Origin of the sequence: Acidovorax radicis N35, from assembly GCF_000204195.1 — a bacterium.
Lineage (GTDB): Bacteria > Pseudomonadota > Gammaproteobacteria > Burkholderiales > Burkholderiaceae_C > Acidovorax > Acidovorax radicis.
On the sequence record NZ_AFBG01000018.1, the window covers coordinates 721,071 to 739,033 of the forward strand.

The following is a 17,963-nucleotide window of genomic DNA, read 5'->3' on the forward strand; positions in this document are numbered from 1 at the left end:
CGCGCTGGCCGGCGCCGACGGCGTGCAGGTGGTGGGCAGCCGCAGCCGGGGCGAGGCCTTTGCGCTCAAGGTCATGGACGGCAGCATGGTGGCGCAGGTGGCCGCTGCCGTGGAGGTGATGGACCAGCTCGGCTGGCTTGACGCCGGGCAGCGCGAGGCGCTGGCGCCGCGCCGGTTGGGCCGTATCTCCAATGCCCGGGGCCTGGAGGTGGGGGGGCGCAGGGCGGTGTTCCGGCTGCAGCCCGCCTGAATCTGGCAGCCTGCCACCGCACCGCGGCAGGCTGGATTCGGAAAAATCAGGTAAAAAACGCATCTGGCGCTTTAAGGATAAGCGCTGGCAGCTATAAAAATGGTAGCAAACGGCTCCGTGTCGGGCAACACGTAGATCACGCCGCGCGCCTGGCCGAACAAAGGTGCGATGAACTGGTTGTAGAACGCCTCGGGTGCGTTCACGCAGCCGTAGCTGATGCGCTTGTCCTGCGCGCCTTTGCTGGCCAAGCGCTGCTGGCGACGCTCGGCCGCGTTGACGCTGCGCACCCGGTGCAGCGATACGGCTGCTTCGTAATCGATCCAGATGATGTCATCGCCTTTCAGATTGCGCCCAGGCTCGGTGACGAACCGGCCGGCGGGTGTGGTGCGCTCCTCCGGGCGGATCTGTGACAGCGGCCGCTGACCAATGTCGGGCGCAGACCGGTCGCCCAGTGCTGCGCCCAGCAGCACTGGCGCGCTGCCCAGCCATTGCCCCCGGGCCGAGAACACATGGATGCGGGCAGCGGGCTTGTCGATCACGGCAAAAGGCAGGCCTTGGTGGTCGCCCGTTTCGGTGGCCCAGCGCACCAGCTGGCGGGCCGTGGCCGAGGTGTCCTGGGGCAACACCACAGCTGCCAAAGGCATGGTCGCCAGTACGCAAACAGCAGCCATGGCGGTAAAGGCATAACGGCGGTTCATGACCAAAAAAACATGCTATTCATCCAAAACGCTTTACACCGCGCACAGCCGTTGAAACTGGCGCGGCCCCAGGCCAGAGCACCCGTGGATCTGGCTTCGCCAGTCCACCAGGTGCGTCCCCCTCGGGGGAAGGCGCCGTCAGGCGACTCAGGGGGGCTTTCTATACAAGCCAATGCCCCCAATAATGCCTGCACCCGCGACTTTTGCGAAGCCTTGCGCTTCGGCCTCCCATGTTTGACCGACTCCGCAGAGCATTCAGCACATCCGGCAATTCGGGGTCGGCCCCTGGCCGGCCCGTGACCAACCGGGACGTGGCCCGCTGGGCTGCGAACCAGCAGCTGGCCATCGTGACCCACGCCACCGAGGGGCATTTTGACCTGGGGGGCGACATCCATGGCCACCCGTGGCGGCTGGAGTGTGCGGCCCCCACCCGCGACTATGTGCAGGGTCTGGAGCTGCGCGGGCGTGCCGATGTGGGTGCCGACCCCGATGCCGCCGTGATGGTGATCAACCGTCCTTTGCAGGAAATTCTTGAAGGTACGGCCTACACCGCCATCACCGACACGCTGCAGACCGCCGTGAGCAGCAGCCTGCCCGAGGAAATGCGCTGGCTTTCCATGTACGAGGAAATGGCCTGGCCGGGCCTGCCAGCGTCCTTCCGCGAGCATTTCACGGTGGTGGCAGAGCGCATTGAGCTGGCCCAGCGCTGGATCCATGCGCCCGTGGTTTCGCAGCTGCTCAATGCCGTGGAGGGCGAAGGGGGTACCGAACGGGCGCGGTCGCCTCTGGTGTTGATGCTGGCGCGTGGCAAGGTTTACCTGCGCATGGAGCACACGCAGCGCAGCCTGGCCGAGATTGCGCATGCCAAGCAGCTGCTGCTGGTGGCAGGGCAGGCCGCCCTGCAGAACCTGCCGCCCATGTCGGTGGCTGGGCCGGACGACGTGCCGAACATTACCCGGTAGCGTTGCAGCCAGCGCTTGCCCCAGAGAAAACGCACAACGGGGCCTGGGGCCCCGTTGTGCGTGCTGCAGCATGTTCCCGCAGGTTATGAAACTGGCACGCCCAAGGCCAGTGCACCTGTGGAACTGGCTTGGCCAGGCCACCGGGTGCGTCCTCCTCCCGCGCGTAGTGCGAGAGAGCAGGAGGGGAAAGGTCCAAAGGGCCTCAGGGGGAGCCTGAGGTCACCCACCGCGCGTCACGGGCACGCTTGCATCGCGGCCATAGGTGCCGTACTTGCCCAGCTCCCACTTGGCGATCGCGTTGCGGTGCACCTCGTCCGGGCCGTCTGCAAAGCGCAGCGTGCGTGCACCAGCGTAGGCATAGGCGAGCGGGAAGTCGTCGCTCATGCCACCGCCGCCGTGCACCTGCATGGCCCAGTCGATCACCTGGCAGGCCATGCTCGGGGCCACGACCTTGATCATCGCAATCTCTGTCTTGGCGACCTTGTTGCCAGCCACGTCCATCAGCCAGGCGGCCTTGAGCGTGAGCAGGCGCGCCATGTCGATCTTGCAGCGGGCCTCGGCAATGCGCTCCTGTGTCACGGTCTGCTGGGCCACGGTCTTGCCAAAGGCGGTGCGCGAGGATGCGCGCTTGCACATCAGCTCCAACGCGCGTTCGGCCAGGCCGATCAGGCGCATGCAGTGGTGGATGCGCCCAGGGCCAAGGCGCCCTTGCGCGATCTCGAAGCCGCGGCCTTCGCCCAGCAGGATGTTGGAGACGGGCACGCGCACGTTCTCGAAAGTCATCTCGACGTGGCCGTGGGGGGCGTCGTCATAACCAAACACGTTCAGCGGGCGGATGATGGTGATGCCCTTGGCGTCGGCGGGCACCAGCACCATGCTTTGCTGCGAGTGGCGGGGTGCGTCGGGGTCGGTCTTGCCCATGGTGATGAACACGGCGCAGCGTGGGTCGGCCGCGCCGGAAATCCACCACTTGCGGCCGTTGATCACGTACTCGTCGCCATCGCGCTCGATGCGCGTCTCGATGTTGGTGGCATCGCTCGACGCCACGTCGGGTTCGGTCATGGCGAATGCGGAGCGGATCTTGCCTTCGAGCAGCGGCTTGAGCCAGCGGGCCTTGTTGGCATCGTCGCCGTAGCGCGCGATGGTCTCCATGTTGCCGGTGTCGGGCGCCGAGCAGTTGAACACCTCACTGGCCCATGGCACGCGGCCCATGATCTCGGCCAGGGGCGCGTATTCCTGGTTGGTCAGGCCCGCACCGTCGTAGCCCGACGCTGCGGCGCTGTCCACCGGCAGGAACAGGTTCCACAAGCCCGCAGCCTGGGCCTTGGGCTTGAGGTTTTCAATGGTGTCCAGGGCTGTCCAGCGCTTGCCAGCCGCCGTGTGGGCTGCCAGTTCGGCCTTGTAGTCAGCCTCGGCCGGGTAGATGTGGTCGTCCATGAACTGGAGCAGCTTGGCCTGCAGTTCCTTGGTCTTGGGGGAGTAATCAAAGTCCATGGGGGTCTCCGTCTAAAAATCAGTGGGTCGGGGCGCCGCGCGCGGTACCGGTTCAGCCGCGCTGCGCAAACGACCAGGCAAGCTGGGCCATGGGCCGTGCGGTGTCGCCCGATGCCTTGGCCTGGGCGCTGGATGCCGTGCCAGCCTCCACCCGCTTGGCAATGCCTTGCAGGATGGCCGCGATGCGGAACATGTTGTAGGCCAGGTAGAAGTTCCAGTCGGCGCGCAACGCCTCGGGTGTGGTGATGCCCGTGCGCTCGCAGTAGCGGCGGATGTAGCTGTCTTCGTCGGGGATACCGAGGGCGGCAAGGTCCTGTCCCGCAATGCCACGGCCCATGGCGGCCGGGATGTGCCAGCTCATGCAGTGGTAGCTGAAGTCCGCCAGCGGATGGCCCAGGGTGGACAGTTCCCAGTCGAGCACAGCGATCACGCGGGGCTCGGTGGGGTGGAACATGAGGTTGTCGAGCCGGTAGTCGCCATGCACGATGGAGACGTGGCCCTCGTCGCGCGCGCTGGCGGGCATGTTGGCGGGCAACCACTCCATGAGGCGGTCCATCTCTTCGATGGGCTGCGTGATCGAGGCCACGTATTGCTTGCTCCAGCGGCCGATCTGGCGGTCAAAGTAGTTGCCGGGTTTGCCATAGCTGGCCAGGCCCCGGTCTGCAAACTTCACGGTGTGCAGCGCGGCAATCACGCGGTTCATCTCGTTGTAGATGTCGCCGCGCTCGGCTGGCGTCATGCCAGGCAATGATTGGTCCCACAGCACGCGGCCCTGCATGCACTCCATCACGTAGAAGGCGCGGCCGATCACCGACTCGTCTTCGCACAGGACAAACATGCGGGGCACGGGCACGTCGGTGCCATACAGGCCGCTCATCACCGCGAACTCACGCTCGATGGCGTGGGCCGATGGCAGCAGCTTGGCCACGGGGCCGGGCTTGGCCCGCATCACATAGCTGGCGCCGGGGGTGATGAGCTTGTAGGTGGGGTTGGACTGCCCACCTTTGAACATTTCCACGGTCAGAGGGCCTGCAAAGCCTTCCATGTTCCGTGCAAGCCATGCGGTCAACGCTTCGATGTCAAAGGCGTGCTGATCCGAAACAGGACGGGTGCCGACGAAATGGTCAAAGTTGCTCATGGAGGAATGGGGTGGGTTCGGTCAGTCAGTTGTCGGTTTCAGCAATGCGCATCAGGGCTTCGCGGTCACGCACCACCAAGCCGCCCGGCTCGATGCGGATGGCGTCCTCGCGCTCCATGGCCTTGAGTTCCTGGTTCACGCGTTGGCGCGATGCGCCCAGCAGTTGCGCCAGTTCTTCCTGCGCCAGTTGCAGTCCGATGCGCATCTCGCTGCCGTCCGACAAGCTGGGCACGCCGTAGCTGCGCACCAAGTGCACCAACTGCTTGGCCAAGCGCGAGCGCAAGGGCAGGGTGTTGAGGTCTTCCACCAGCCCGAACAGCTGGCGAATGCGCCGCGCATGCAGTCGCAGCATGGCTTCGTACAGCTCGGTGTGCACCGCCAGGATCTTGCGGAAATCGGCCTTGGCCACACACAGGATCGTGGTGTCGCCATGCGCGTAGGCATCGTGCGTGCGCCGGTCCCCGTCGAAGATCGCCACGTCGCCAAACCAGATGCCCGGCTCCACGTACGTCAGCGTGATCTGCTTGCCCGAGATGGAGGTCGAGCTCACCCGCACCGCACCACGCGCGCACGCAATCCACTCTTCGGGCGGATCTCCGCGTGCGGCGATGAGGCCGCCGTCCTTGAAGCGTTTGACGTATGCACATCGGAGGATGTCGTGGCGTAGAGAAGGTGAAAGAGATGAAAACCAGCGACCTGAGTTGATCGCTTCACGTTCTTCGATAGTAAGAATCGGGTCGTCCATGGCCTGTCTTTTGGGTGACTAGAAACAGACCCATTGTCGCGTCAGGGACCTTCGTGCTGCGTCAGGGTTGTCACCTGCGTGTCTGCCTGTTGGCCCCAAAGAAAACCCCCGGGCGCTGGGGGCAGCGGACCGGGGGTGAGGGTGTTTGGCGGTGGGTGCTCTCTCTGGGCACCCCGGTGCAGTGCTACTCGTAGCGGGGCACGCGTTTTTCGAGGAAGGCCGATATGCCTGCGCCGCCGTTCGCATGGTGCAGGTTCTTCACGAAGTGGTCGCGCTCATGGGCCAGGTGGTGTGTGAGCTGGGCATGGGGTGCCTCGTTCAGCAGCTCCTTGATGCTCGCGAGGGCATTGGGCGCGCGCGCATTGAGCTGCTCGGCCAGCGCAAGGGCTGTCTCCAGTGCGCTGCCGGTTTCCGCAATGCGGTTGACCACACCGAGAGCGTGCAGGCGTTCTGCGCCGATGCGGTCACCACACATGAGGATCTCCGTCGCCACCTGGCGGGGCAGGGCTTGCGACAGGCTCCAGCTGGCGCCACCATCGGGTGACAGGGCCACGTTGCTGTAGGCCATCACAAACACGGCATTGCGCGCCGCCACGATCAAATCGCAGGCCAGCGCCAGCGAAAAGCCCGCGCCGGCCGCCGCCCCTTCCACAGCCGCAATCACGGGCTTGGGGTAGGTGCGGATGGTCTCGATCCAGTTGTGCAGGCCTTCGATGCTCTGTGCCTGCACCTCCGGGGCTTCCTGGCGGTTAGCCAGCAGACGCTGCAGATTGCCGCCCGAGCAGAACATGCCATCGGCGCCCGTGATGACCACGCTGCGGATGTCGGGACTGCTTTCGGCCACACCCAGCGCCTCCACGCCCGCTGCGTACATCACAGGGTCGATGGCGTTGCGCCGCTCGGGGTTGCGAAGGGTCAGGATCAGGGTCTGGCCCTGGCTGGTGCTCTGGAGTTCTGCGGGCATGGTGGCCTTGGGTAAGGTGGCTGTTCTGCGAAGCGATCAGTCTTCTTCTACGTGGCTCAGGCTCAGGCCGATTGCACCCCGCCTGCGCAGCCAGGGGCTGGGGCGGTAGCGGGTGTCGCCATAGACCGTTTGCATGTTGAACAGCACTTCCAGAATGTTGGTGGGGCCCCAGCGGTCGCCCATGGCCAGGGGACCGAGGGGGTAGCCCAGGCCCAGTGTGACAGCGGTTTCCAGGTCCTTGGGGGAGCAGATGCCTTGCTGGCAGATGTCGCTGGCGATGTTCACGATGGTGGCCACCACGCGCTGCGTGACAAAACCACCGCTGTCGCGGATCACGCTCACGGCCTTGCCGTCGCGGGCGAACAGCGCATGCACCGCATTGCGGATGTCCACGCGGGTGGCCGGGTTGGTGGCCAGTACGCGGCGCTTGGTGGCGGCATCGTCGATCAGCATGTCGATGCCGATGGTGCGGGCGGGGTCCAGGCGCTCGACCACGGCGACGGTGGTCACGTCAAAGCCCAGCGGCGCGACCAGCGTGATGGCCTGGGGCGAGGGCGATTGGCCGGTTTCGATGGTGGCGCCCAGCTCCTTGAGCAGCTGGTACAGCTCGGCGCGACGGGCCGCGCGGGGCGAAACCCACACGGGGGGAATCTCGGTCACCACGGGCGGCGGGGCCTCTGCGGGTATTTGCGCCACGCCGTCCACGTAGCGGTAAAAGCCTTCCCCCACCTTCTTGCCCACCACGCCACCCGCCAGGCGCTGCGCGGTGATCACGCTGGGGCGAAAACGCGGCTCGTCGTAGTACTGGCGGTAGATGGATTCCATCACCGGGTGGGAGACATCCAGCGCAGTGAGGTCCATCAACTCGAAAGGCCCGAGCTTGAAGCCGACCTGGTCGCGCAGGATGCGGTCGATGGTGGCGAAGTCGGCCACGCCTTCGCCCACGATGCGCAGGGCCTCTGTGCCGAAACCGCGCCCCGCGTGGTTCACGATGAAGCCGGGGGTGTCTTGTGCCTGAACGGGGGTGTGGCCCATCTCTTTGGCGTAGGCCGCCAGGGCGGTGCAAATCGCGGGGTCGGTCTTGAGGCCTGCAATGACTTCCACCACCTTCATCAAAGGCACCGGATTGAAGAAGTGAAAACCCGCCAGGCGCTGCGGGCGCTGGAGCGCCGCCCCAATCGAGGTCACGGACAGGGACGAGGTGTTGGTGGCCAGCACGGCATCGCTGCGCACCACGGATTCCAGTTCGGAAAACAGCTTCTGCTTCACATCCAGCCGTTCGACGATGGCTTCGATCACCAGGTCACACGTGGCCAGATCGGTCACTGCCTGCACCGGGTGCAGCCGCGCAGCGAGTGCCGTGGCTTGATCCGCATCAATGCGCCCTTTGGCGACCAGCTTGGTCCATTGGTCTTGCAGCGCCGCCTGGGCGGCCTGGGCGGCGCCTGGGGTTGCATCGAGCAGAAAAACCTGGCTGCCGGCCTGCGCGGCGATCTGTGCAATGCCCCGACCCATGGCGCCGGTGCCCACGATTGCGATGTTGGGAAACTGAATTTTCATAGCGCCATTATGGCTCTGGCGTTGCGCGGGACTTATGTGCAAGAATGGACCGCACCAAAACAGAACTTATTGTGAAAATCCGTAACGCCATTTTTGGGACCGGTCTGTGGATGGTCGCTGCGGGCGCCTCGGCATTGTCTTTGGGCAGCAGCAGAGGTGCGGTGGTGTTGGGTGCGCCGGTGGATCTGTCGTTCGATATCCAGCCAGACCCGGGCACCGATCTGGCCTCTGCCTGCGTGACCGCCAAGCTGGTGGCAGGGGACACGGCGATTGGCGATGCGAAAGTGCGGGTGGTTCCCTTGCCCGATATGCGGGGGCGTCCACCGGCGGTGCGGGTGCAGGCCGCCGTTGCGGTGGACGAGCCGGTATTGATGGTCACCTTGTCGGCGGGATGTACGGGCAAGATCACACGCACCTACACATTTTTTTGCCGAGCTTCCGTCCACGGTGGCTCGGTCGGCATCACCGGTCGATGTCTCGCGGCTTCCTTCTGTGGCCGGAATGGGTGTTGAAACACCCCGTCCGGCCCAGGGTTCAACCGGCCCGCGCCCCAGCGTGGCTGCGGCATCTCCTGCCGCACCTTCTCCTTCGGCATTGCCGCCCTCGCGGCCCGAAAACCGGCCTGATTCTGTGCCAGCCCCACCGGCGGCCAAGCCTGCGGCGCGCCTTGCACCCCCACGGCCCGCAGAGTCGGCCACCACACGCTCCCAGACCCCCGCCGTTGCAGCGCCGCCTGCCAAGAACAAGGCGCCAGCAGTGCCCAAGCCTGCCGACCGGGCCCGCCTTGTGATCGAGCCGCTCGATGTCTGGGTGGACCGCCCGCTGGCGCTGCGCACCTCTCCCGAACTGCTGGTCCTGCCGGCAGACCAGCCCTCGGCCCAGCGAGCCCAGGCTGCAGCGCTCTGGAAAGCACTGAACGCCCAGCCCGAGGATGCCAATCAGGACAGTGATCGGCTCAAGGCCTTGGAGGCCGATGTCGCCAACCTGCGGGCGCAGGCCGCCCGGGACCGGGCCGCCGCCGCGCAACTGCAGCAACAGCTGGAGCAGGCCGAGAGCGAACGATTTCCCGCCACCGTGGTGTACGCGCTGGGCGGGTTGCTGCTGCTGGCGCTGTTGCTGGTGGCGTGGGCTTGGGTGCGGATGCGCAGCGCCTCCGAAAAGGCGGTGCGGGCATGGCGCGACTCCGTAGCGGCGCTGGGGGGGCATGACGCCCTGGCCGAACATGGAGCTGCGCTGGGCCTGGCCCCACACCCCAGTGACGACTGGATGCCGTCTGACGAGCTTGCTGAAGTCCGGGCTCCCTCCGCTGATTCAGCCGCAGCCCCGCTGGTGACACCGTTTGTGGCCACGGCCCCGTTGCCCAGTGCGCCGGCCCCCCTGAAGGCCATGCCCCCGGCAGCACCCCCTGCCGCTGCACCCCGGCCTGCACTGCACATCGTCAGCCCGGAAGAGCTTTTCGACATCCAGCAACAGGCCGAGTTTTTCATTTCGGTGGGTGAACACCAGCAGGCCATCGAAGTGCTGAAGAAGCACATCGCTGAACGCGGCGCGACTTCGCCACTGGCCTATCTGGAGCTTTTGCGGCTCTACCACACGCTGAGCAGGGTGGAGGAGTTCACGCAACTGCGCACGCAGTTCATGCAATCGTTCAACGCGCAAGTGCCGGAATTTGCCAGTTTCCACCGCACGGGCCGCATGCTCTACCACTACACCGATGCGTTGGCCGACATCGAGGCCGAATGGACTTCTCCGTCGGTGCTGCAACTGCTCGAAAAGCTGCTGTTCCGGCACGACGGTGCCGGTTCGGTCGAGCCCTTTGACCTTGCGGCCTACGACGACCTGCTGTTGTTGCTCTCCATTGCACAAACCACGCCCGCCAGTGCCAGAGGGGAACCGGCACCCCGCAAGCGCACCACACCGCTGGCGGCGCCCCGGGTCGAAACGCAGGTGCAGCAAGAACCGCTTCAGAAAGTGCTGGCCAAAACAGACGCATTGCCGCAGGACTCGCGCGCGGCCAGCCTGGAGTTCGACTTTGACGGAATGCCTCCCGTTGCGGGACGTCCGCCCCAGGCCGCAGTGGTCGCAGCGCCCTCGGTGCTGGATGGCGACACGCGTGGTGCGGCGCTGGATCTGGACCTTGACCTGTCAGAGCCGCCCCATCTCACGCTCAGCGATTTGCCAGCCGTGCCGGTGACCGCCCCCCCGCCCACGGGTCAGGCCGTGGGTTTTGGCATGGACAACGACCTGGTCGAACTGCGGCTGGAGCTGGAGCAGAAGAAGACTGGCCGCAAATAGGGCGCCAGGGAGCAGCGCCTTTTCAGGGCTGGCCGTTTGTTTACGTTTCCATCTGGCGCATCAGCTGCGCAACGGTGGCCTCGGGGTCAGTCGCATTGACGATGGCGCGAACCACCGCAATCGATCCCACGCCCGTGGCCTGTACCTGGGCAAACTGCTCGGCGCCGATGCCGCCAATGGCCACCTGGGGATAGCTGCGCAGCAGGCACGCGTAGACGCCCAGCCGGCCCACGCCCTGTGGGGCCGTGGCCATTTTCTTGAGGGTGGTAGGGAACACGGCGCCCATGGCGATGTAGCTGGGGCCTACGGCATCTGCTCGCACCATTTCCGCGTAGCCATGGGTGCTGACACCCAGGCGCAGGCCTGAAGCGCGCAGCGCTTGGAGTTCATCGGGGGCCAGGGCATCCAGATCTTCCTGGCCGAGGTGAATCCCATAGGCACCTGCCTGGATGGCCATGCGCCAATGGTCATTGATGAACAGCAGGGCGTTCGTGCCCTTGACGGCCTGGACCGCCGCGTGCACCTGCTGCGCAATCGCATGAGGATTGGCCGACTTGAAGCGAAGCTGCACCGTGGGTACACCTGCACGTGCCATGCGGCCCACCCAGTCGGCGTCGGGCAACACGGCGTACAGGCCCAACTGGTCAGGACACGGGGCGAACGCCTGGGCACGTGGCACGGGTTGCAGGCCAAAATCCTCCGGTGTGTCGGGCCATTGCTCTGGCTGGAAGGCGCCGGTGCGCAGGCTTTGGGCCAGCCAGGCCTGGGCGAGGCATTCCGCGTCGTGGGCAATGAAGCCCAGCGTGCTGCAAGCCTGCAGGGCTGCCAGGTAGGCGGGTTCCTGTCGCGTGGGCTCCGGGGCAGGCTCTGCGCCAAAGCCTGCGAAGGTGGCGGCGTGGTGCGCAAGAATGGCCTGCACCATGGCGCTGGTGTCGTCACGCATGTTGTTCATGGTGCCAAAAGGGGGTGCCGAGCACGGGCGTGCTGGGCTGGGCGGCCTCCTGCGCAGCCATGGCACCGGCCTTGCGCGCGGCACGCCCGGCATTCACGGCGTCGGCGAAGGCGCCTGCCATGGCCACCGGGTCTTGCGCGAGTGCGACTGCGGTGTTCAGCAGCACGCCGTCGTAACCCCATTCCATCACCTGGCAGGCGTGTGATGGCAGGCCCAGCCCGGCGTCCACCAGCAGCGGCACGTTCAGGCGCTCGCGCAGCGTTTGCAGTGCATAGGGGTTGACGGGGCCACGGCCTGTGCCGATGGGCGCGGCCCAGGGCATCACGGCCTGGCAGCCCACATCCACCAGGCGCTGGCACACCACCAGGTCTTCGGTGCAGTACGGCAGCACCTGAAAACCTTCCTTGATGAGGTGTGCCGCCACGCCCACCAGATTCAGCGTGTCGGGCTGCAACGTGTAGTCGTCGCCGATCAGTTCCAGCTTGATCCATGGGGTGTTGAACACCTCGCGCGCCATCTGTGCCGTGGTAATGGCCTCTTGCGCGCTGTGGCAGCCGGCGGTGTTGGGCAGCACGGGTACGTTGAGCTTGCGCAGAAGCTCCCAGAAGCTGCTGCCGCTTTCGGCCGGGTTGCTGCCCTGGCGGCGCAACGACGCGGTGACCATGGCGGGTTGCGCGCGCAACACGGCGGCTTCGAGCACCGCAGGGGATGGGTAGCGCGAGGTGCCCAGCAGCAGGCGGCTCGCGAACTGCTGGCCGTACAGCACCAGAGGGTCTTGGGGCGTCGAAGTGGTCATATTTTTACTATCTTTTTAATAGCTATTCGCGCTTGATGGAAAAGCGCTAGGGGCCAATTTTTCTCAAAATTGCAAGCCAGGGGTCATCCCCCCGTCACGGGCGAGATGATTTCCACGCGGTCACCGGGCTGCAGGGCCTGCGCGGCGTAGCGGGTGTTGGGCACAAAGTGGGTGTTCACGGCCACGGCAAACGGGGGGCGGGCCGCGATGGCGGCCACGGCATCGGCCACGGTGGCACCCTCGGGCAGTTCGTGCAGGATCTGGTTGATGGAGATGTTCATGCGAAGGCGGCGGCCGCGCTGGGTGGGGGCAGGGGGGCGGGCTCCAGTTCCAGCGCGAGGTCAAAACGTTGCGAAAGCTGCGATTGTCCCGCGTTCAGCACTTCCAGCGTCACGTCCAGCAGGGCGGGCGCGATCATGAAGCCGTGGCGGTACAGGCCGTTGATCTCCAGCACGCCCCGGCGCGGCTGCCGAATGGCGGGCAGGTTGTCGGGCAGCGTGGGGCGGCACTGCGTGGCCAGTTCCAGAATGCGGCCCTCTGCAAAGCCGGGGTGCACGGCGTAGGCGGCGGAGAGCAGCTCCAGCGTCGATCGCACGCTTGCGGGCGAGAGGTCGTCCGATTCGATCTCGGTCGCACCGATCACGAACAGGTGGTCCGGCTTGGGGGCGATATAGATGGGGTAGCGCGGGTGCACCAGCCGGGTGGGGCGTTGCAGCGTGACATCCGGTGCGTGGATTCGCACCACCTCGCCCCGCACACCGCGCAAAGCCGGCCATTGGGCCTTGGCGCCGAGGCCACGGCAGTCCAGCACCCAGTCGGGCTGGCCTGGGGCGCCGGGCGCAAAGGCCTCGGGCGACTGGGGGGTGTGCCAGTGCATGCGCACGGACAGCCGCTGCATTTCCACCACCAGCGCCGCCAGCAGCTGCCGGTTGTCGAGCTGGCCCTCGCCGGGCAGGTACAGGCCCTGCGCAAAGCGCTGCGCCAGCGTGGGCTCCGCCTGGGCCAGCGCGGCGCCGTCGAGCTTTTGCAGGGCTGGCAACTCGGGCACCGTCTGCTGATTGGCCTCCAGCTGGCGAGTCAGCCGCTGGGCCTCGGCCGCGTCCTGCCGGTGCCACACGATGAGCGTGCCGGCCTGCTGGAAGAACACGGGCTCGGCCAGCGCTGCCAGCAGCTGTGGCCAGCGGGTGAGGGCATGGTGGCCCATGCGCACCACACCAGGCTCGGTGATGGCCGATTCGGCCAGCGGCGCCAGCATGGCAGCGGCCACGGTCGCGGCCGAATGTTCAGCGGCCGGACTGCCTGCGTCGTAGATGTCGACCCGGTGCCCCTGGCGGGCCAGCTCCACCGCAAGCAGGCGGCCCATGAGGCCCGCGCCCAGAATGGCAAAAGAAGAGGGTTGAAGTGGCATAGGTCCGTCGGTGTGTCCGTGTGTTGGCTGGCAACCATGGACAAAACGGGGCGGTGCCGCTCTTGGAAACTCCCCACGCCAGCATGACCTGGATCGGGTAGCGGGGCCACGGTGTGGTGCAGGCAGTGCCGTGCAGCGCTGCGTGCGGGCCCCAGGGTATTTCTCAGTCGCACACCAAAAACGGTGGGACACCCCTGTTTCGTCCGGAAAAATCAATTACAGCACAACCAAAGGCAGCCCTTTTTGCGCTAGCGCATAGGCCATAATTTTTGCCATGACTTCTTTGACCCCGCCGTCCTCCACGCCGTCTATGCCTTCCACACACCGCTATGTGCGTGTGCTCTCCATCGCCGGTTCCGACAGCGGCGGCGGCGCAGGCATCCAGGCCGACCTCAAGACCTTCAGCGCGCTGGGCTGCTACGGCATGACGGCCATCACCGCCATCACGGCGCAGAACACCTGTGGCGTGACGGGCATCCACGGCATTCCGCCCGAGATGCTCAAGGCCCAGATCGATGCCGTGGTGCAGGACATTGGCGTGGATGCGGTCAAGATCGGCATGCTGCATTCGCCCGAAGTGGTGCGCGTGGTGGCCGATGCCATCCGCACCTACCAGCTGCCGCATGTGGTGCTCGACCCCGTGATGGTGGCCACCAGCGGCGACCGGCTCATTGCCGCAGAAACCGTGAGCGTGCTGGTGCAGGAACTGTTTCCGCTGGCCGAGGTGATCACCCCCAACCTCGATGAGGCCGGCTGGCTGCTGGGGCGCAGCATCAAGGGCGTGGAAACGCTGGATGAAGCCGCGCAGGCGCTGTGCGCGCTGGGTGCACGCGCAGCGCTGCTCAAGGGCGGCCATCTGCCCGGAGACTGGGTGGTGGACGTTCTGGCCACCCGCAACGGCGCGCGGCAGCGGCTGGAGTCAGCACGCATTGCCACGCCCAACGGGCACGGCACCGGCTGCACCTTGTCTTCGGCCGTTGCGGCCCACCTGGCGCAGGGCCTGCCCTTGCAGCAGGCGGTGGAGCGCGCACGCGCCTACATTCTGGGCGCCATCGCCGCAGGGGCCAATGTGACCACCGGCCGTGGCCACGGTCCGCTCAACCACGGCTATGCGCCTGTGGCGCAGTTGGTGCTGTAGAAATTTGATTGTTTTTGGCCTCTAGCGCTTATCAGGTAAGCGCTAGTAGCTCACAATTCGATAGCTATTCAATGGCCCCGTGGCCGTGTGGCCCAGGCCAGCAAAAAGCTGAACGCCAGCGCCGGCAGCGCTGAACCCGCGCCCGGTACCACCTGCGGAGCCAGGTGGTAGACGGCAATCCCCACCAACCAGATCGCCACCGGGGCCGCATTCACCCGGCGTGCCGCAGCCAGCAGCGCGGGTGCGTTGGTGCCAAACGCCAGTCGGCCCAAGATCACCCCAAACAGTGGCACAAACACCGAGCTGAGCAGCAACAAAAACGGCTCCAGGCTGTGCATGGGCAGCACCAGTGCGAGGCCTGTGCATACGGCTGCCATGGCCAGGCCCCACTTGCGCACGCCCCAGCGTGGCAGCAGGCTGTGGGCCGACACCGCACCCGAATAGGTGTCGCCATAGGCGTTGTCCACCTCGTCGATCAGGATCAGCGACAGCGCGATCAGCCCGCCCTGGGCCAGCAGCAGCGCCTGCACCAGGTCCTTGCTCGGCAGGGTCAACGCCACCAGCACGCCGAGCGAATAGCACCACATGTTGGCCAGCGCATAGCCCAGCCAGGTGCCACGCAATGCCGAGCCACCGTTCTTGCCGTGGCGCGCATAGTCGGCCACCAGCGGCAGCCACGAGATGGGCATGGCGATCACCAGGTCCAGCGCGGGCAGCACGCCCATGCCGCCTTCGCCCTTGCGCGTCCACAGCGCTTCAAAACCCTGGGTCTGCGCCAGCGACAGGAACTGCCACGACAGCCACAGAAGCGACAGCACCACCAGCGGCAGCGCCACGCGTGCGATCACCTTGCGCACCAGCTGCACCATCGAGCCGCTGATGAGCAGCATCACCACGCCGCCCCACAGCAGCGTAACCAGCACGGGCCAATGCGCGCCGGCCATGGTGCCGGACTGCTGGCCGATGGCCACGGTGGCGTCGCGCATCACCACCAGCTCGAACGTGCCCCAGCCCACCAGCTGCACGATGTTCAGGATGATCGGCAGGCTGGCAAACGTGCGGCCATACACCGCGTGCATCAGCCCGGCACTGGCCAGGCCGCTGTCGCAACCGATCTTGGCCACCCAGCCCAGCAGGCCCGCGCCCACGATGGAGCCGCAGACGATGGCAATCAGCGCCTCTTGTGTGCCCAGTGCAGGCATCAGGTACGCGCCCACCTGCATGACCAGCAAACCCACGCCCAGGCTGAACCAGAGCGAGGCGTGGTCATGCCACTGGAAGACCCGGCGGTCGGGGGATACGGGGGCCAGCGCTTCGTTGGCGGCGGGCGCAGCGGGGGATGAGGACATGGAGGGCTCCGTGGCAGTACAGAGCAGGGCGGCGGCCTGCAGGCATGGCCCGAGGTCACTCGGAGTCGGCCAGAACAGACATGCTTCCCTGCGCGAGGATGATCTCAAGCCCGCTAGGTAAACCGTTGCAGGCGACAGGTTCGAAGGGTTTGATCTCAGCCCTGCAGCGGATTTCTTGCAGGACACCCCCAGCGATTGAACGGATTCTAGTGAAGGTCAGGGGAGCCCACGAGCTGTTTCGCAAATGGCGCAGGTCGGCGGGTTCAGGATTTCCCAATGGGGGCTTGCAGGAACCGTGACCATCTGCGACGGGCCCAATACGGCCTTGGAGTGAAGTCCGCCACTGACTGATCACAGACCGATTACAGCCCTTTCGGTTAAGCAGGCTTTATCGTGTTTGCGATAGCTGAAAGCAGCCGATTGCGCATCCAGCGATGCCATGCCAGGTGCATATGGCGCCGCTGGTAGTAGACCGTAGGTATGTAGTGCGGTGTCGGAAACGGCGCTTCATGCACCACCACCTGGGCGGATGCAGCAAGTTGATGCGCCGCTTGACGGGGCAAGGTGATCAGGTGGTCCGTGCCTGTGACGATGAATGGTGCCGCCATGACGCTGGGCAGTTCAATAGCCACCATGCGCGTGTGGCCCTGCGCAGCCAGCGCGGTGTCAATCACACTGGCCTCGTTTCGCCAGGGCCGAACAACTACATGGTGTTCCGCCAGGTAGCGTTTGATAGTGAGCCGCTTGCCAAGCCGGGGATGGCCACGGCGGGCCACCACCACATAGTCGTCGGATGGCGCTTCTAGTCGCTCGATGTCAGCGGGCACCGGCGAGACTTCATCCGAAAAGCCCAGCACGAAGTGGGCTCCCTGCACAAGGTCCATCAGCACGTCACGGCTCTGCGAAGGGATCACCCGCATGCGCACGCCCGGTGCTTCATGCTCCACAGCTGTCACCACAGAGGGCAGCAGGGCGTACGTCGTGAAGTCCGTGGCGGCAAACACAAAGGTGTGCTCACTGGCTACCGGGTCGAATTCATGGGCATCGCCGATGCGGTCCGCGAGCAGTTGCAGGGCCTGCGAAATGCCATCGGCCAGCTCCTGCGCGCGGGGCGTAGGCTGCATGGAACCGCCCACGCGCAAAAACAGCTCGTCGTGCAAGGCTGTGCGCAGCCGGGACAGCGCGTGGCTGAGGGCCGATGTACTCAGAGCGAGTTCTTCCGCGGCAGCGGTCACGCTGCGCCACCGGTGCAGTGCGTCAAATACCAGCAGCAGATTCAGGTCAAGGCGTCGAAGTGCAAAGTGCATGGTGTGCAGGTATGGATGAAGGGTTTGCATGACGTGCAATGCAGCCATTTTTATCATGGAGCTTTTCATTGCCCACGCACTCCAGTACCCATGTCAGCCCTAACCTTTCGCCAAGCCGTTCCTGCGGATGCCGAGCGCTGTTTCGAGATTGAGAGCACCGCCTACGAGGGCGACGAAGCCGCCACCTTGGCCAAGATCCATACCCGTATTTCCAATTACCCGCAGGGCTTTCTGGTCATGCAAACCGAAGGCAAGACCATCGGTTTCGTCAACAGTGGCTGTGCCCACGCAGTCGTCATGTCGGACGAGGCTTTCAAGGAGCTGGTGGGGCATGACCTGGTCGCGCCCAACGTGGTCATCATGTCGGTGGTGATAGATCCCGCGTACCAGGGGCACGGGTACGCCACGGCAATGATGCAGACTTTTGTGAAACAGATGCGGCAGGCGGGCAAGCAGAGCATTCACCTGATGTGCAAGGAGCGTCATGTGGCGCTCTACGCCAAGCAGGGCTACCGCTACGTGAAGCCCTCTGCATCCGACCACGGCGGCATGGCCTGGCATGAGATGGTGATGGACCTTTGACGCGACCCTCGCCTCAAAAAAATACCGTCGTCCTCGCTGAACGGAACTGGCATTTCATCTCCTAAACGTCGGCCTTCCAGCAACCAACGGACCTTGGAAAATTTCAGGTCCTGGCCTGCTCATGGCTGGCTCCTCGCCGATGGCGAACTTTTGGTTGAGTGGAGAACCGCTCGCGATGGAGGAGAGAGGGCGGAGTTCGGATCTGATGGGGTGCAGTGTCTTGTCGCGGGCTGATCTCGATCTGGCTCAAAAAGGACTCTCCCCGTCGGCTCCGGACGCCCCCGGCGCGGGCATTCCACAAGGAACTCGGGCCCCTTTTTGGGCG

The 17,963-nt window shown here is 65.4% G+C and carries 18 protein-coding genes; 6 read left to right on the forward strand and 12 right to left on the reverse strand.

Features of this window, described 5'->3' with window-relative positions; genetic code table 11:
* The first annotated feature begins 4 nt into the window (after positions 1-4).
* Positions 5-250 carry an asparaginase gene (locus ARADN35_RS28530; protein ID WP_373404700.1) on the forward strand — a complete coding sequence of 82 codons (246 nt, stop codon included), beginning with the start codon at positions 5-7 and terminating at the stop codon, positions 248-250.
* Positions 251-321: 71 nt separating this feature from the next.
* Here the strand turns inward: ARADN35_RS28530 and ARADN35_RS0108995 are convergent, their stop codons facing one another.
* Positions 322-894 carry a hypothetical protein gene (locus ARADN35_RS0108995; RefSeq protein WP_244265867.1) on the reverse strand — a complete coding sequence of 191 codons (573 nt, stop codon included), beginning with the start codon at positions 892-894 and terminating at the stop codon, positions 322-324.
* Positions 895-1,178: 284 nt separating this feature from the next.
* Here ARADN35_RS0108995 and ARADN35_RS0109000 point away from each other — a divergent pair, with 284 nt between their 5' ends.
* Entirely contained in the window at positions 1,179-1,910 is a 732-nt protein-coding gene (locus ARADN35_RS0109000) for a hypothetical protein (protein WP_029413754.1), read from the forward strand.
* Positions 1,911-2,129: 219 nt separating this feature from the next.
* Here ARADN35_RS0109000 and ARADN35_RS0109005 read toward each other — a convergent pair whose 3' ends face one another.
* From ARADN35_RS0109005 to ARADN35_RS0109025, 5 genes are all read right to left on the reverse strand, one after another.
* Positions 2,130-3,404: an acyl-CoA dehydrogenase family protein gene (locus tag ARADN35_RS0109005; RefSeq protein WP_010461224.1), complete on the reverse strand. Its 1,275-nt coding sequence runs from the start codon at positions 3,402-3,404 to the stop codon at positions 2,130-2,132.
* 52 nt (positions 3,405-3,456) lie between these two features.
* Positions 3,457-4,542 carry a phosphotransferase gene (locus tag ARADN35_RS0109010; RefSeq protein WP_010461225.1) on the reverse strand — a complete coding sequence of 362 codons (1,086 nt, stop codon included), beginning with the start codon at positions 4,540-4,542 and terminating at the stop codon, positions 3,457-3,459.
* Positions 4,543-4,567: 25 nt separating this feature from the next.
* Positions 4,568-5,287, reverse strand: coding sequence for a Crp/Fnr family transcriptional regulator (locus ARADN35_RS0109015; RefSeq protein ID WP_010461226.1), 720 nt, complete (start codon positions 5,285-5,287; stop codon positions 4,568-4,570).
* Positions 5,288-5,471: 184 nt separating this feature from the next.
* Positions 5,472-6,251, reverse strand: coding sequence for an oxepin-CoA hydrolase, alternative type (locus tag ARADN35_RS0109020; protein WP_010461228.1), 780 nt, complete (start codon positions 6,249-6,251; stop codon positions 5,472-5,474).
* Between the two features lie 36 nt (positions 6,252-6,287).
* Complete coding sequence (locus ARADN35_RS0109025) at positions 6,288-7,811, reverse strand: 3-hydroxyacyl-CoA dehydrogenase (protein WP_010461230.1); 1,524 nt, start codon at positions 7,809-7,811, stop codon at positions 6,288-6,290.
* Between the two features lie 44 nt (positions 7,812-7,855).
* On the opposite strand from ARADN35_RS0109025, the gene ARADN35_RS28535 reads away from it, so the two are divergent.
* Entirely contained in the window at positions 7,856-8,323 is a 468-nt protein-coding gene (locus ARADN35_RS28535; protein ID WP_244265868.1) for a type IV pilus assembly protein FimV, read from the forward strand.
* A gap of 118 nt (positions 8,324-8,441) precedes the next feature.
* Positions 8,442-10,106 (forward strand): hypothetical protein, encoded by a 1,665-nt coding sequence (locus tag ARADN35_RS26100; protein WP_244265869.1) that lies wholly within the window; start codon positions 8,442-8,444, stop codon positions 10,104-10,106.
* A gap of 40 nt (positions 10,107-10,146) precedes the next feature.
* On the opposite strand, the gene ARADN35_RS0109035 is transcribed toward ARADN35_RS26100, so the two are convergent.
* The 4 genes from ARADN35_RS0109035 to ARADN35_RS0109050 form a co-directional block, all read right to left on the reverse strand.
* Complete coding sequence (locus ARADN35_RS0109035; RefSeq protein ID WP_010461232.1) at positions 10,147-11,049, reverse strand: thiamine phosphate synthase; 903 nt, start codon at positions 11,047-11,049, stop codon at positions 10,147-10,149.
* On the reverse strand, positions 11,042-11,854 hold the full coding sequence (locus ARADN35_RS0109040; protein WP_010461235.1) for a thiazole synthase: 813 nt from the start codon (positions 11,852-11,854) through the stop codon (positions 11,042-11,044). Before ARADN35_RS0109040 ends, ARADN35_RS0109035 begins: the two co-directional genes overlap by 8 nt.
* Positions 11,855-11,937: 83 nt before the next feature.
* Positions 11,938-12,135 carry a sulfur carrier protein ThiS gene (thiS, locus tag ARADN35_RS0109045; protein WP_010461237.1) on the reverse strand — a complete coding sequence of 66 codons (198 nt, stop codon included), beginning with the start codon at positions 12,133-12,135 and terminating at the stop codon, positions 11,938-11,940.
* On the reverse strand, positions 12,132-13,262 hold the full coding sequence (locus ARADN35_RS0109050; RefSeq protein WP_010461239.1) for an FAD-dependent oxidoreductase: 1,131 nt from the start codon (positions 13,260-13,262) through the stop codon (positions 12,132-12,134). Before ARADN35_RS0109050 ends, thiS begins: the two co-directional genes overlap by 4 nt.
* A 274-nt stretch (positions 13,263-13,536) precedes the next feature.
* Here ARADN35_RS0109050 and thiD point away from each other — a divergent pair, with 274 nt between their 5' ends.
* On the forward strand, positions 13,537-14,400 hold the full coding sequence (gene thiD / locus ARADN35_RS0109055) for a bifunctional hydroxymethylpyrimidine kinase/phosphomethylpyrimidine kinase (RefSeq protein ID WP_029413757.1): 864 nt from the start codon (positions 13,537-13,539) through the stop codon (positions 14,398-14,400).
* Between the two features lie 68 nt (positions 14,401-14,468).
* On the opposite strand, the gene ARADN35_RS0109060 is transcribed toward thiD, so the two are convergent.
* Positions 14,469-15,749, reverse strand: a complete 1,281-nt coding sequence (locus ARADN35_RS0109060; RefSeq protein WP_010461246.1) for a purine-cytosine permease family protein — start codon at positions 15,747-15,749, stop codon at positions 14,469-14,471.
* 377 nt (positions 15,750-16,126) lie between these two features.
* A complete protein-coding gene (locus ARADN35_RS0109065) occupies positions 16,127-17,056 on the reverse strand; it encodes a LysR family transcriptional regulator (protein WP_100199413.1) in 930 nt (309 codons plus the stop codon).
* A 90-nt stretch (positions 17,057-17,146) separates the two neighbouring features.
* On the opposite strand from ARADN35_RS0109065, the gene ARADN35_RS0109070 reads away from it, so the two are divergent.
* Positions 17,147-17,638: a GNAT family N-acetyltransferase gene (locus tag ARADN35_RS0109070; protein WP_010461252.1), complete on the forward strand. Its 492-nt coding sequence runs from the start codon at positions 17,147-17,149 to the stop codon at positions 17,636-17,638.
* Positions 17,639-17,963 lie beyond the last annotated feature (325 nt).